11 protein-coding genes are annotated in these 15004 nt (G+C 58.9%); 3 read left to right on the top strand and 8 right to left on the bottom strand.

Translation table 11 applies throughout. From position 1 onward, the window contains the following. Positions 1-82: 82 nt before the first annotated feature. Entirely contained in the window at positions 83-1054 is a 972-nt protein-coding gene (gene yjiA, locus DKB71_RS29170) for a GTPase (RefSeq protein WP_408598967.1), read from the top strand. On the opposite strand, the gene DKB71_RS29165 is transcribed toward yjiA, so the two are convergent. From DKB71_RS29165 to DKB71_RS29135, 7 genes are all read right to left on the bottom strand, one after another. Next, complete coding sequence (locus DKB71_RS29165) at positions 1051-1740, bottom strand: GntR family transcriptional regulator (RefSeq protein WP_408598965.1); 690 nt, start codon at positions 1738-1740, stop codon at positions 1051-1053. The genes yjiA and DKB71_RS29165 overlap by 4 nt on opposite strands. A 25-nt stretch (positions 1741-1765) precedes the next feature. Continuing rightward, on the bottom strand, positions 1766-2470 hold the full coding sequence (locus tag DKB71_RS29160) for a FadR/GntR family transcriptional regulator (protein WP_274074523.1): 705 nt from the start codon (positions 2468-2470) through the stop codon (positions 1766-1768). Positions 2471-2535: 65 nt separating this feature from the next. Then, positions 2536-3849 (bottom strand): C4-dicarboxylate transporter DctA, encoded by a 1314-nt coding sequence (locus DKB71_RS29155; RefSeq protein WP_323627375.1) that lies wholly within the window; start codon positions 3847-3849, stop codon positions 2536-2538. A 242-nt stretch (positions 3850-4091) separates the two neighbouring features. Beyond that, positions 4092-4637, bottom strand: a complete 546-nt coding sequence (locus tag DKB71_RS29150; protein ID WP_408598962.1) for a hypothetical protein — start codon at positions 4635-4637, stop codon at positions 4092-4094. Positions 4638-4679: 42 nt separating this feature from the next. Next, positions 4680-5246 carry a hypothetical protein gene (locus tag DKB71_RS29145; RefSeq protein ID WP_274074526.1) on the bottom strand — a complete coding sequence of 189 codons (567 nt, stop codon included), beginning with the start codon at positions 5244-5246 and terminating at the stop codon, positions 4680-4682. A gap of 268 nt (positions 5247-5514) precedes the next feature. Beyond that, positions 5515-6768: a serine hydroxymethyltransferase gene (glyA, locus tag DKB71_RS29140; protein WP_077185842.1), complete on the bottom strand. Its 1254-nt coding sequence runs from the start codon at positions 6766-6768 to the stop codon at positions 5515-5517. A gap of 223 nt (positions 6769-6991) precedes the next feature. Continuing rightward, on the bottom strand, positions 6992-10780 hold the full coding sequence (locus DKB71_RS29135; protein ID WP_408601174.1) for an EAL domain-containing protein: 3789 nt from the start codon (positions 10778-10780) through the stop codon (positions 6992-6994). Between the two features lie 346 nt (positions 10781-11126). On the opposite strand from DKB71_RS29135, the gene ettA reads away from it, so the two are divergent. Next, a complete protein-coding gene (ettA, locus tag DKB71_RS29130) occupies positions 11127-12791 on the top strand; it encodes an energy-dependent translational throttle protein EttA (protein ID WP_008058240.1) in 1665 nt (554 codons plus the stop codon). A gap of 347 nt (positions 12792-13138) precedes the next feature. Continuing rightward, a complete protein-coding gene (gdhA, locus tag DKB71_RS29125; protein WP_274074527.1) occupies positions 13139-14476 on the top strand; it encodes an NADP-specific glutamate dehydrogenase in 1338 nt (445 codons plus the stop codon). Here gdhA and DKB71_RS29120 read toward each other — a convergent pair. Next, positions 14473-14967 carry a GreA/GreB family elongation factor gene (locus DKB71_RS29120; RefSeq protein ID WP_408598959.1) on the bottom strand — a complete coding sequence of 165 codons (495 nt, stop codon included), beginning with the start codon at positions 14965-14967 and terminating at the stop codon, positions 14473-14475. The genes gdhA and DKB71_RS29120 overlap by 4 nt on opposite strands. Positions 14968-15004: the final 37 nt, after the last annotated feature.

The raw sequence follows: 15004 nt of genomic DNA, 5'->3' as shown, positions 1-15004 counted from the left end.
TGCCGACGAAAGCGATCTTCCGGACGCCTTCGCCGGCAAGCCGGGCTCCTACAGTTTTATCAGCGCATGGGAGATTTTCGTTTTGCTCACTCCAATCCCGGTCACGATCCTCAGCGGCTTTCTCGGCGCCGGCAAAACCACGCTGTTGCGCCACCTGCTCAAAGCCGAGCATGGGTTGAAAATCGCCGTGATCGAAAATGAATTCAGCGACGCCGGCATCGACACCCAACTGTTGGGTGACGAGCCGGTTCAAGTCATGACGCTGTCCAACGGCTGCGTCTGTTGCACGATCCACACCGACCTGACCAAGGCCCTGTATCTGCTGCTCGAACGTCTCGACAGTGGCGAAATCGCCTTCGACCGCCTGGTGATCGAGTGCACCGGCCTCGCCGACCCGGCTCCGGTGGCGCAAACCTTCTTCATCGACGAGGAGCTGCGCGAGCGCTACATCCTCGACGGCATTATTACCTTGGTAGACGCGGCACACGCCGAGCAGCATCTGACCCAGACCATCGCCCAGGCGCAAATCGGTTTCGCCGACCGGCTGCTGGTGAGCAAGCGTGATCTGGTGGACGAACCTGCGTTCACTGCGTTGAGCGAGCGTCTGACCCGTATCAATCGCCGTGCACCGATCCGCGTGGTCGACCACGGCAAGATCGACCTGGCCGAACTGCTCGACGTGCGTGGTTTCAATCTCAATGCCGACCTTGGTGGTGGCGTGAGTTTGCGCCCGGTCAGTCAGGCGCCGTCCGTCGACCGTATTTCCAGCCTGGTGCTGCGCACCGACAAGCCGCTGGATATCGACAAGCTCAGCGAGTTCATGAACGAACTGCTGGAAGACCACGGCAAGCAACTGCTGCGCTACAAGGGCGTTTTGAACATCCTCGGCGAACCGCGCCGCATGGTGTTTCAGGGGGTTCTTAAGTTGTACGGTTTCGACTGGGACACCGAGTGGGCCGACGATGAAGCGCGCGAAAGCGTGATCGTGTTCATTGCCGATGATTTGCCGGAAGAAAAGATTCGCGAGGGTTTTGCCCGGGTGGCGGCGAACTAACCGGCAATACGCTTGCGGTTGGAGAGCGGTTGAGCGTTCAGCAATACCGCCTCCAGATAATCCAGATGCCGGTTAAGTAATGTCGCTGCCATCACGGCATCCCTACGCGTTAGCGCATCCACTATTTTCTCGTGCACCTGCCAGGCGCAATAGTCCTCCCCGCACACCTCAAGTTGCGCAATCGCCAGCGAACTCGGTGGCACCAGGCTGCCGAGAAAATGCGCCAACGGTGCATTGCCCGCCATTTCTGCCAACTGTAGGTGAAACTCTCCTGCCAGACGTATTGCCCGGCCACGCTCAGTGCATTGGCGCTCGCGATCGACCAACGCGCTCAGGCGCTTCAAGGCTTGCGTGCAGGGCCGCTGGCAGGCCAGCTTCACCAGCATGAGCTCGGTCAGTCGCCGCGCATGCAGCGTTTGCCGAACTTGATCGACATTGAGCGCCGCTACACGGGGGCGATGATTGACCCGCAGAATAATGATCTGCTGATGGGACAGTCGCATCAGCACATCACGCATGTCACTGCGCCTTGCACCGAACATTTGCGCCAGGCTTTCTTCGGTAAAGCGACTGGCCTCATGGATGCGCTGTTCAAGAATGGCGTCGAGGACCCGCGAGTACAGATCATCCGCCGCCGGTGGAAAGGGCAGGGTCGTAAGCGTTTGCGGTGAAACGAAGCTGTTCATGGCCAATCTCCAGTTCGAAGAGGGTTCAACTGCCAAGGTTGTCGTCCGGGATGTTCAGTTCGATGCCCATGCGCTGGCCCTCGCGAAGAATGTGCCTACGCATCTCGGCACTGGCCTGGGCGCTGTTCTTGCTGCGGATCGCCCGCACCACAGCTTCGTTTTCTTCGAGGCGTTCGGCCAGATGTTCCGGGGAATTGCGCAGCACTTCGGCGCTTTGCTTGAGGGCATTGCTGGTCTGCTGGACAACGCTCTGGAAGATCGGGTTCGAGGTCAGGGTGAAGAGTTCTTCGTGGAACGCAATGTAGGCGCTCACCCCGGCTTCGCTGTCGTTGGCCTCCAGGGCTTCGCGCATGTCCATCAGGGTCAGGCGCAGTTGCCCGACCTCCTTGCTGCTGATCGATTGCGCCACCAGGCCGACGATGAACGGCTCAAGGGTGTAGCGCAGTTGCAGTACGTCTTCCAGGCTTGCGGCGGCCACGGCACTGTCGTGCTGTTGGCTGTCGGCAAGATTGGCCTCCAGGACCACCACCCCTTTACCCGGCATGGACCGCACCAGACCGAGGGTTTCGAGCACGATGACGGCTTCTCGCAGGCTGGGGCGGCTGATACCCAGTTGTTCGGCCAACTCGCGTTGCCCTGGCAGCATGTCACCGGAACGCCACTGACCGCGGGCCAGCGCGGCCCGAAGTTTTTCTACGACTGAATTTACAACGGTCGACGAGGTAATCACTGTTCGCTCCATGAGCTCAAAAACGGTTTTGGCCATGCCTGCCCGGGAGCAGGCACGGCGTTCATTCAAAATTCCTGCTGATGGGCCGCAGCCACCGGTTTTCTCGGCTGGAAGGTATAACCCACCTGGCCGGAAAGCACTTTGTTCGCCCGCTCCACATCGATGTCTTTTTCCCAGCGAGCGATCGCCACGGTGGCCACGCAGTTGCCGATCAGGTTGGTCAGGGCCCGGCCGATCCCCATGAACCAGTCCACGGCCAACACCAGCACCAGGCCCACCACGGGAATCGCCGGGATTGCCGTCAGCGTGGCCGCCAGAATCACCAGGGCCGAACCCGGGATGCCGTGTGCGCCTTTGGAGGTGATCAAGGACACCAATAGAATCGTCAGCAAGTCGGTCATGGCCAGCGGCGTGCCGGTGGCATTGGCGATGAACACGATGGCCAGGGTCAGGTAGATCGAGAAACCGTCGAGGTTGAATGAATATCCGGTGGGAATCACCAGCCCGACCGTAGAACTGCCGATACCCAGATGCTCAAGCTTGCGCATGATTTGTGGCAGCACGGCGTCTGACGAGGCGGTGCCCATGACGATCAGCAGTTCTTCGCGCAGGTACCTGAGCAAAGGCCACATCTTCAGGCCGGAAAGACGCATGACCAGGCCGAGAATCAGCGCCACGAAGGCTACACAGGTCAGGTAAAACAGGCCGACCAGACTGCCCAGATGCTGCAGCGAGTCCAGGCCGTATTTGCTGGTGGTGAAGGCGATCGCGCCGAATACGCCGATCGGTGCCAGTCGCACGATCATGCCCATGATGCGGAAGATCACATGGCTGAGTTCGTTGATCAGTCGCGAAATGCCCGACGCCGCTTCTCCCACCAGATTCAGGGCGCTGCCAAACAACACCGAAAACAGCAGGACTTGCAGGATGTTGTTATCGGCAAATGCACCGATCACCGAGGTCGGAATCAGGTCCATCAGGAACTGTGTGGTGGTGTGCATGTGCTGGCCGCGCTGGGCGATATCGCCCATGTCAGCCGCAGAAAGCTGTTCCAGATGAATGTTCGCGCCACTGCCGATACCGGTGCTGAAGGCGAACACCAGGCCGATCACCAGGGCAATGGTGGTCAAGACTTCAAAATAGATCACGGATTTCAGGCCGATACGGCCGACCTTCTTCAGGTCGCCGGCACCGCTGATGCCGCTGACCACCACGCAAAACACGATCAGGCCGATGAGCATCTTGATCAGCTTGATGAAACCGTCGCCGAGGGGTTTGAGCTGAGCGGAGTATTCAGGAAGGGTCAGCCCGCAGACTATGCCGAGCACCAGTCCGAGAACCACTTGCAGGAAGATTGAACGCGAGCACCATCTGAGCATGGGAGAAATCCTGGTCGGTGTCCTGGCTGCCGAGTTTGAGGGCTTTCGGCTTCAGGACTTAATTATTGTGGTCTTACCGGTATGTCCAGTGCAGGCGCAGTCTAGGCGTGGACTTCGGGTGATCGCAAGGGAAAATGTTGAAATTGGCATGACCGGTCTTACCAGTTGAGGGGTAAGGCCCGGTCTTGAGCGGTTTGGGTCTGGGAAGAACGCACCCACAGGATGAAAAAGCATGGGCGGATTTAGACTTCGTCCGGATTGTCGATAAATGAGGCGTTGCGCTCGATGATATTCAAGTGGAAGGTCAGCAGAATTCCACCGCTGGCAGAGACACCAATACCTTCATCGGTTCGATAAGCTCCATTACTGGTAAGCCAGCGGTCATGAGTGGTCTGGATATGTAAGGAGATTTTATTGGAAGGGATGTCATCCAAGGTTATCACCTTGTAGTTTTTGTCGAGAAGGTTGAAATTGATAGCATCTTCATCTCCTACCGCACTTATGATGTAATCTTCGTTCATTCCGAGGATTTTTCCGTAATAGTCTCCAGGCGTGCGTATGTAAATATGATAGTGGTTTCTGGTGCACCTGAAGTAAAATCTCAAGGTGATGTGAGGCGTTTTGCGTTGTGTAAAAAGATAGTTGGAAATGTCTCGTGCGGGGGAGGTGTAAAGTCCGTTATAAATACGGCTGGCGACTTGTTTATTGTGGGTCAGTCGGGGGAAGTGCAGGTGGCCGAAATTGGTGGACAGTTCGGCAATGAAAGATTTTTGACGATCGGTGCTCATTTTATCTTCCTTGATAAAGTTTCAACTGTTGGTTGGAGTTACTTAGATTTCATCTGGGGTGCTTAGGTAAGTCGCATTTCTTTCAAGAATTTTCAATCTGCAAAGCAGGGGTGTCTGTCCCTTGTTGGCGATGTATGTGTACTTTGAGCCGTATAGATTTTGGCGGTGAAGGAGCCCGGATCCACTGACTTGGATGTAGGTCTCCAGGCTGTCTTCCCTGATGTCGTCCAGTGTCATGGCCCTGTTGTGACGATTGATCAAGTTGAATGTCGTGGAACCGGCAATGGGGAATGCGCCGACAAACCCGGATGTATCGACACTGATGCACTTTCCGAAATACGGGCCTGGCGTCCGGATATAGAGTCTGTAGCCATAATTTGTATATCTAAAATAGAGTAATAGGCCGGGTATGGCATCTGCCGAAATTTCAGGGTGCAGCCCAAGCCGGTGGGAGTCGTCTCTGCGTTGTGGTGGGCCGGTAAAAAAACCACCACTGGCGAATACACTACTGGCAATGGCTGGCTCGCCATGAAGCAAGTCGAGAAAGTGCAACGGTATGTTGTCTGTGCCTAGTGTGGCAATAAATGATTTTTGCCGGTCTGTAGTCATTGTCTGGTCTCGCTATTCGTTTGGTTGTAGCGCTTGTTTGAGTGGGTTGGTGCTCAAACTGAAAGTGCTTTCCTTGGAATATAGCGATTCTAATAAAAGTGGCGTGATTTAAATTAAGGCAGGGTTTTTCCAGGGTTTTATTAAAGGGCTGTTTGCCGTTTTGTTAGTTTGTCTGGAATGTCGATGTCGCGGGTTATAAAAGAATTGACGCATAAAAAACCCGACCACAGAGGGTCGGGTTTTTGTCTGGCTCGGTAAAGCGCTGTGATTAAGCGCCGTACACCGGCAGCTTCTTGCAGATCGCCTTGACCTTCTCACGAACGGCATCGATCACCGCTTCGTTGTTCAGGTCCGCCAGGATGTCGCAGATCCAGCCGGCCAGTTCCTTGCACTCTGCTTCCTTGAAGCCGCGAGTGGTCACAGCCGGGGTGCCGAAGCGCAGGCCGGAGGTGACGAACGGGGAGCGTGGGTCGTTTGGCACGGAGTTCTTGTTCACGGTGATGAACGCTTTGCCCAGGGCGGCGTCGGCGTCTTTACCGGAGATTTCCTGCTTGATCAGCGACAGCAGGAACAGGTGGTTTTCAGTACCACCGGAAACCACGTCGAAACCGCGCTCGATGAACACGCCGGCCATGGCCTTGGCGTTTTTCACCACTTGTTGCTGGTAGGCCTTGAACTCGGGCTGCAGCGCTTCCTTGAAGCAGATCGCTTTAGCGGCGATCACGTGCTCCAGCGGGCCGCCCTGGGCGCCTGGGAATACGGCGGAGTTCAGCTTCTTCTCGATGTCGGCGTTGGCGCGAGCCAGGATCAGGCCGCCACGTGGACCGCGCAGGGTCTTGTGGGTGGTGGTGGTCACCACGTCAGCGAATGGAACCGGGTTCGGGTAGACGCCAGCGGCGACCAGACCGGCCACGTGGGCCATGTCGACGAACAGGTAGGCACCCACCTTGTCGGCGATTTCACGGAAGCGTGGGAAGTCGAGGATCTGCGAGTAGGCAGAGAAACCGGCCACGATCATTTTTGGCTTGTGTTCAACAGCCAGGCGCTCGACTTCGTCGTAGTCGATCAGGCCGTTGGCATCGATGCCGTACTGGATGGCGTTGTACAGCTTGCCGGAGGACGAAACGCTGGCGCCGTGGGTCAGGTGACCGCCGTGGGCCAGGCTCATGCCCAGGATGGTGTCGCCAGCCGACAGCAGGGCCAGGTAAACGGCGCTGTTGGCTTGGGAGCCGGCGTGTGGCTGAACGTTGGCGTAATCGGCGCCGAACAGTTCTTTTGCACGGTCGATGGCCAACTGCTCTACGACGTCGACGTACTCGCAACCACCGTAGTAGCGCTTGCCCGGGTAGCCTTCGGCGTACTTGTTGGTCAGTACCGAGCCTTGAGCTTCCATCACCGCGGGGCTGGTGTAGTTTTCCGAAGCGATCAGCTCAATGTGCTCTTCCTGGCGCTGAGCTTCTTGCTCCATGGCGGCAAAGAGATCGGCGTCGTACTTGGCAATAGTCAAATCACGGCTGAACATGGCGGTCCTCAAGGATCGGGGGCGGAAAAGGGGGGCATTCTAACCCAATGGGTTTTGGAAGGCATATGAAACGACATCATGTCGCAGACAAGTGGTGTTCATGCGGGGGTTAGCGGTGATCGTGCCGGCCTTTTCGCGAGCAAGCCCGCTCCCACATTTGAAACGCGGTCCCCTGTGGGAGCGGGCTTGCTCGCGAAGGCGTCGCTCGCTTCACCTGAAGATTTCAGTCAAACATGAACAACGCATCATTGCTGAACTGCTCTTCAAAGGTATTGGCTGGCATCGGCCGCCCGAACAGGTATCCCTGGACCTCGTCGCAACCGTGTTCCCTGAGGAAATCAAGCTGCTCCTGGGTTTCCACACCCTCGGCGATCACCGCCAGGTTGAGGCTGTGGGCCATGGCGATGATCGCCCGGGCGATCTGCGCGTCCTGTTCGCCCGACGGCAGGCCGTCGACGAAGGTGCGGTCGATTTTCAGGACGTCGATCGGGAACTGCTTGAGGTAGTTGAGTGATGAGTAGCCCGTGCCGAAGTCGTCGACCGCGATGCTCAGGCCAAGGTTTTTCAAGCCGGCGAGAATCTGCATGGCTTCGCTGACTTCGCGCATCAGGATACTTTCGGTCAGCTCCAGCTCCAGGCACGCCGGCGGCAGGCCGGTTTCCTTCAGGATGTTGGCGATCCGTGTGCCAAGCTGGCCGTCGGAGAACTGTCGGGCGGAAATATTCACCGACACCTTCGGCACACGCACCTTGGCCTGATGCCAGGTCTTGAGCTGACGGCAGGCCTCGCTGATCACCCAATCGCCGACATCCACCACCAGGCCGAGCTCTTCGAGCACCGGGATGAAGTCCCCCGGCGGCACCAGGCCGCGGCGCGGATGACGCCAGCGCAGCAGGGCTTCGGTGCCTGTCAGGCGTTTACCATCGCCGCTGAATTGCGGCTGGTAATACAACACGAATTCGTTCTGTTCCAACGCATGTCGCAAGTCGCTTTCCAGTTCCAGGCGCTCCAGGGCGCTGGCGTTCATGTCCGCCTGATAGAACTGGAAGTTGTTCTTGCCGCGTTCCTTGGCGTGGTACATCGCGGTGTCGGCGTTTTTCATCAGCTGGCTGAGTTCATTGCCGTCCTGCGGGCTCAGGGCGATGCCGATACTGGCCGTGACGAAGAACTCGCGGCCTTCGAGCACGAAGGGCTTGACCAGGCTGGCGAGAATCTGCTCGGCCACGTGAATCGCCCGGTTCAGGGCGATTTCACGGTTGGCCCGCGGTTGCAGGAGCAAGGTGAATTCATCGCCGCCCATGCGCGCTACGGTGTCGTCGTCGTCAACGCAACCGAGCAGGCGCGTGGCCATTTCCTTGAGCATGCGATCACCGGCGGCGTGGCCCAGGGAATCGTTGATCGGCTTGAAGCGGTCCAGGTCGAGGAACATCAACACCACCCAGGACTTCTGTCGCTCGGCGGCTTGCAGCGCGGTGTGCAGGCGATCCTGGAACAGCGTGCGGTTGGGCAGGTGGGTCAGGGCGTCGTAATAGGCCAGGCGGTGAATCCGTTGTTCACTGGCCTTGCGTTCGCTGATGTCGCTGAAAAAACACACGTAACTGGCCAGGTCGCCTTCATCGTCCAGTACCGCGGTTATGCCGACCCAGGCCGGATAATGCTCGCCATTGCGGCGCCTGAGCCACACTTCGCCTTCCCAGGTGCTGTGCTGGTTCAGTTGCTTGAGCACGTAGCGCAAATGGGCTTCCTGCTGCTCGTCGACGGTGAGCATGTTCGGCAACTGGTCGAGCACCTGTTCCACGGCATAACCGCTGACACGGCTGAAGGCTTCGTTGGCCTGGACGATATAGCCGGCCGGGTCGGTGATCAGGATCGCCGAGGTCGAGTGCTCGAATACCGTGGCAGCCATTCGCAGGTCTTTCTCGGCCCGGCGTTGCTGGCTGATGTCGCGACCGACCCCCAGCACGCCTTCGAACGCACCGTGTTCGTCCCAGACCAATACCAGGCGCAGTTCGATGGGAATCTTGCGCCCGTCGGCGCGCAGGCAGTCGAACAGAAACAGTTGGGTTTGCACCTGGCTGCGCAACAGGGCCAGTTGTTCGGGTTTATCCAGCGCTTTGCTGACGCGATCCATCAAGAGGTAGATGCCGCTCAGCTGTTGCGGATTGGCAATGGTCGATTGCCAGCCGTTCTGGAAAATCCACTCCGCTTCATAGCCCAGCACTGCCTGCACCGACGGGCTGACATAGTTGAGCGCCATGCGGTTGTCGGTTGAGAAAATCACGTCGCTGATGCTTTCAGCGAGCATCCTGTAGCGCTGCTCGCTGTCGCGCAGCGACTCACTGGCTTCAATCTGCTCGGTAACGTCCTTGGCCACGCCGATGATGCGGGTGACCTGGTCATGCTTGTCCCGTGCCAGTGCCTGCTCGCGAATGTCGAAGCGCCGCCATTCGCCGTCACGGTGGCGAAAGCGCAACTGGCACTGCATCAATTGGCTGTAACCGCCTTGCCGCTGGCTCTGGCGCGAGCGGTGGTAGTAGTCGGCATCGTCGGGGTGCAGGAGGATTTCCCAGAAGTACTCGCCCATCTGCTGCAGTTCAGTGCGGTTGTAGCCCAGCGTCTGGCCCAGATGGTGGTTGCTGAAGATCATTCGCTGGCTGATCACGTCTTGCACGTACAGGTGATCGGGCACGGTCCGCACGACGTCGGACCAGAAGCCTTCGCGCTCCTGCAGCGACAGCTCGATGAGCTTGCGGCTGGTGATATCGGTGATGCTCAGGATCACGGCCTTGAAGTCGTCCGGGTTTTGCGGCAGGCGCAACACCAGCCACAGGTGCTGGTCACGACCCCCGGCGTCCTGCAGCTTGATTTCCAGTTCAAGCTGCTGCTGTTGCTTGTGCACCGCTTCGAGGACCTGATTGCCGATGGCGCTGCCCGCCACGGGGTTGCCATCGATCAGCAGGTTCCACACTTGCTCACAGGTGTTGACGTTCAGCAGTTGCAAGGCGACCTGATTGACCTCGGTGATGCGCAGTTCCTGCAACAATTTCCGGCGCAGGTTTGGGGTCCCCAGCCAGGTTTGCAGTTGCTCGTCGCGCAGCAACTGAGCCTTGTCGAACAGGCTGCGCAAGCCCGACATGTCGAGGACGCACAGGGCCACGCCGGTGCCTTCGAAAATCTCCTGGTAGCGTCGGCGACCTTCGTGCAGTTGGCGCTGGCGACGGCGCATGTTCAGCAGGACGATGAACGGCAGCATGGAAAAGGCCAGGCCCAGCAGGCATTTGCCGATGAAGGCCGGCAGCAGTTCCTCGAGTACTCGCTGACGATCGAACAGGCCTCGTAGTTGCCAGTCGCTGCCGCTCAGTGGGACGGTCAGTACGCTGTTGGCCACATCGTCCTGGGTCAGGGTGCCCGGGTTGACCTGCGGCAACGCCTGGTCGCGGCTGATGATCTGGTAATTGGAGCGGTTTTCCACCAACCACAGCGGAGCCGCCGCCGTTTCATTGAGCTTCGTCAGGGAGGCGAAAAACGTCGGTTTGAAGCGCAAGGCCCAGTAGCCGCGGTTGCTGCCGCTGGATTGATGCAACAGCAGATGCACTCGCGAGCCGTCGATGGCGTTGCTGTAATAGTGGGGTTGGGCGCGACTGCGGCGCACCAGTTCCGCCAGATAGTCGGCATCTTCGCGGGTGCCAACCGTGTCACTGAGGATTCTCCCCGAGGGACTGAGCAGTGCGAGGCTCAGCAGGTCGGGCAGGGATTTTTGCAGTTTGCGCTGCAAGTCCACTAGCTCGTCGGCACTTTGTGGCTGCTCGACAATCGGTAGCAGGTTGAGGGCGATCTGCGCGTTGAGCGCCATGTTCAGGCTGACTTGCGTGGCCAGGTCGGCGGTGTAGTCGATGGTGGCCTGGCGCTTGCTCTTCTGGGTTTCGCGCAGCTGATCCAGCAGTTGCCAGAACAGCAATGCGAGCAGCAGCAACACCAGCATCGCCAAAGCGCCCTTGAGTGTGCCGCGCATGGGCGAGCCGGGTGCAACAGTCGGTGCACGGGTGATCAGGGACGGAGGGACACTGGACAAACTGTAATCCTGCGGTTTGGCTGGACTGGCGCGACGTGCACTATAAGCCGGACGCCCGAAGGGCGGCTAGCATGCCTTGAGTTGTGGCAAAGTGCCAGTCCCGCTCGGCTGGACTGCCATCTGTCATTAAGGTAGCTTTGCCGGTTACGCGGGAGCGTTCCAGCTCCTAGAATCAGACTTTTTTCAGCGCATACGCATTGGCCTCGTCAAGCGTACAGCGCGCATGGTCTGGCCAGGCCTCGCCTGCACCCTAATCATTTCATCAGTCACTGACCCAAGGTTCTCCATGGCTCAATACGTATTCACCATGCATCGGCTGGGCAAAGTTGTTCCACCGAAGCGGGAAATCCTGAAAAACATCTCCTTGTCGTTCTTCCCGGGCGCCAAGATCGGCGTGCTCGGCCTCAACGGTTCGGGTAAGTCCACCCTGTTGAAAATCATGGCTGGCGTCGACACCGAGTTCGACGGCGAAGCCCGTCCGATGCCGGACCTGAACATAGGCTACCTGCCGCAAGAGCCGCAACTGGACCCGACCAAGACCGTGCGTGAAGTGGTCGAGGAAGCGGTCAGCGTGATCAAGGATGCCCAGGCACGCCTGGACGAGGTCTACGCGGCCTACGCCGATCCGGATGCCGACTTCGACAAGCTGGCAGCCGAACAGGCCAAGCTCGAAGCCATCCTGCAGGCCAGCGACGGCCACAACCTGGAGCGTCAGCTGGAAGTCGCCGCCGATGCGCTGCGCCTGCCGGCCTGGGATGCCAAGGTTGAAGTCCTCTCCGGTGGTGAAAAACGTCGCGTGGCCCTGTGCCGCCTGCTGCTGTCCGCCCCGGACATGCTGCTGCTCGACGAACCGACCAACCACCTGGACGCCGATTCGGTTGCGTGGCTGGAGCACTTCCTGCACGACTTCCCGGGCACCGTGGTCGCGATCACGCACGACCGTTACTTCCTGGACAACGTCGCTGGCTGGATTCTGGAACTTGACCGCGGTGCGGGCATTCCTTACGAGGGCAACTATTCGGGTTGGCTGGAAGCCAAGTCCGATCGTCTGGCTGCCGAATCCAAGCAGCAGTCGGCTCACGAAAAAGCCATGAAGGAAGAACTGGAGTGGGTGCGCAAAGGCGCCAAGGCCCGCCAGTCGAAATCCAAGGCACGTCTGCAACGCTTCGAAGAAATGCAATCGCAGGAATTCCAGAAGCGCAGCGAAACCAACGAGATCTACATTCCGGCCGGTCCACGCCTGGGCGACAAGGTCATCGAGTTCAAGAACGTCACCAAGGGCTATGGCGATCGCGTGTTGATCGACAACCTGTCGTTCTCCATGCCGAAAGGCGCCATCGTCGGCGTGATCGGTGGTAACGGTGCCGGTAAATCGACCCTGTTCCGCATGCTGATGGGCAAGGAAACTCCGGATTCGGGCAGCATCGAAGTCGGCGAAACCGTGCAGCTGGCCTGCGTCGACCAGAGCCGCGAAGACCTGGACGGCAGCAAGACCGTGTTCCAGCAGATCTCCGACGGTTCCGACCAGATCCGCATCGGCAACTACGAGATCCCGTCGCGCACTTACGTGGGCCGCTTCAACTTCAAGGGCGGTGACCAACAGAAGTTCGTCAAGGACCTGTCCGGTGGTGAGCGTGGTCGCTTGCACCTGGCCCTGACCCTGAAAGAGGGCGGCAACGTCCTGCTGCTCGACGAACCGTCCAACGACCTCGACGTTGAAACCCTGCGTTCCCTGGAAGAAGCCCTGCTGGACTTCCCGGGCGCCGCCATTGTGATCTCCCACGATCGGTGGTTCCTTGACCGCGTCGCGACTCACATCCTGGCGTACGAAGACGACTCGCAAGCGGTGTTCTTCGAAGGTAACTACACCGAGTACGAAGCCGATCGCAAAAAGCGTCTTGGCGAAGCCGCTGCCCAGCCGCACCGGGTACGCCACAAGAAACTGGCCTGATTCGGGTTGGTTGCATGAAAAAGCGGAGCCTTCGGGCTCCGTTTTTTTTAGCGTGTTTATTCACTGGCACCGAGTCTCGATCTTCGCGAGCAAGCCCGCTCCCACCTCTTGAAATGCGTTCCCCTGTGGGAGCGGGCTTGCTCGCGAAGGCGGGCTAACTGATGGTGCAAAACTGGATTTTGGAATCCCTGTTTGGGTGCAAAAACACCGCGGAAACAGGGTTAATTTATATCCTGTGCACCATTTAATTTCATAAAAGCGACATTCTGCGCTGTTCCTGTGCGCGATTGGTTTGCTAAAGTCCGGCTCAAATCTTCCAACGACAATAAATTTGCCGAGACTTTTCCATGATCGAATCCGTCGACTCCTTCCTTGCCCGCCTGAAAAAACGCGATCCGGACCAGCCTGAATTCCATCAAGCCGTCGAAGAGGTGCTGCGTAGCCTGTGGCCCTTTCTTGAAGCCAATCCACACTATCTGACCTCCGGCATTCTTGAGCGTATCTGCGAGCCTGAGCGGGCCGTCGTGTTCCGCGTGTCCTGGGTCGACGATCACGGCAAGGTGCAGGTCAATCGCGGTTTCCGTATCCAGATGAACAGCGCCATCGGTCCGTACAAGGGCGGTCTGCGTTTCCATCCGTCGGTGAACCTGGGTGTCCTGAAGTTCCTCGCCTTCGAGCAAACCTTCAAGAACTCACTGACGTCCTTGCCCATGGGCGGCGGCAAGGGTGGTTCGGATTTCGACCCCAAAGGCAAGAGCGATGCCGAAGTCATGCGCTTCTGCCAGGCCTTCATGAGCGAGCTGTACCGCCACATCGGTGCCGATGTCGACGTGCCGGCCGGTGACATCGGTGTCGGTGCCCGTGAAATCGGCTTCCTGTTCGGACAGTACAAGCGCTTGAGCAACCAGTTCACCAGCGTGTTGACCGGCAAGGGCCCGAGCTACGGCGGCAGCCTGATCCGCCCTGAGGCCACCGGCTTCGGTTGCGTGTACTTCGCCGAGGAAATGCTCAAGCGTCGCGGTGAAACCGTCGAAGGCAAACGCGTGGCCATCTCCGGTTCCGGCAACGTTGCGCAATATGCTGCGCGCAAGGTCATGGACCTGGGCGGCAAAGTGATTTCGCTGTCCGACTCCGAAGGCACGCTGTACTGCGAAAGCGGGCTGACCGAGGCGCAATGGCAGGCGGTGCTGGAACTGAAAAACGTCCAGCGCGGACGCATCAGCGAACTGGCCGGTCGTTTTGGCCTGGAGTTCCTGGCTGGCCAGCATCCATGGGGGCTGAGCTGCGACATCGCGCTGCCGTGCGCCACGCAGAACGAACTGGATGCCGATGCGGCACGGGCGTTGCTGCGCAATGGCTGCATCTGTGTGGCGGAAGGCGCGAACATGCCGACCACCCTCGAAGCCGTCGACCTGTTCATCGAGGCAGGCATCCTGTTCGCGCCGGGCAAGGCGTCGAATGCCGGTGGGGTGGCCGTCAGCGGCCTGGAGATGTCGCAGAACGCCATGCGCCTGCTCTGGACTGGTGGTGAGGTGGATAGCAAGCTGCACGCGATCATGCAGTCGATCCACCACGCCTGCGTGCATTACGGGGAAGAAAACGGTCAGGTCAACTACGTCAAGGGCGCGAACATCGCCGGTTTCGTCAAGGTTGCCGACGCCATGCTCGCCCAGGGTGTGGTTTAAGCCGGTTCGATGCGGATGATCTCGATCAGTTGATCGCCGGCAGGGCGTTGCCATAGCACCTCGTCACCGAGTTGCGCTCCGAGTAGCGCCCGGCCCAGCGGAGACCCCCAGTTGATCAGGCCGGCTGGCGCGTCAGCCTGATCTTCCCCCACCAGTTGCACGGTCAGCTCCGTGTCCTGTTCGTCGGCGAAGGTTACTCGACTGCCAATCTGTACTTTTTCCGTTGAGCCCGGGGGCGGTACAAGCTGAGCGCTTTGCAGGCGCTGGCTGAAATACCTCAAGTCGCGCTGAAGGTCTGCCTCTCGCTGCTTGTTGGCCAAGTCTCCTTGTGCGCTCAGTTCTCCCAACAGCTTCTGCAACTCGGCGACCTTCGCCTGCAATTGGGCGAGACCAGTGGGCGTAACGTAATTGGGCTGCGCGCTGACCTGCCGTTCAACTGGCTGATCAGCTTGTGCAGCAGCATTATCTTCATTGACGAAGGCACGACTCATGGTTTTCTCCCGTTATAGGGGTTAGGCCATGGTTGCA

The sequence above is a fragment of the Pseudomonas sp. PLMAX genome, from assembly GCF_046042685.1.
Classification (GTDB): domain Bacteria; phylum Pseudomonadota; class Gammaproteobacteria; order Pseudomonadales; family Pseudomonadaceae; genus Aquipseudomonas; species Aquipseudomonas putida_AE.
This window is presented reverse-complemented; position numbering and strand designations above follow the sequence as displayed.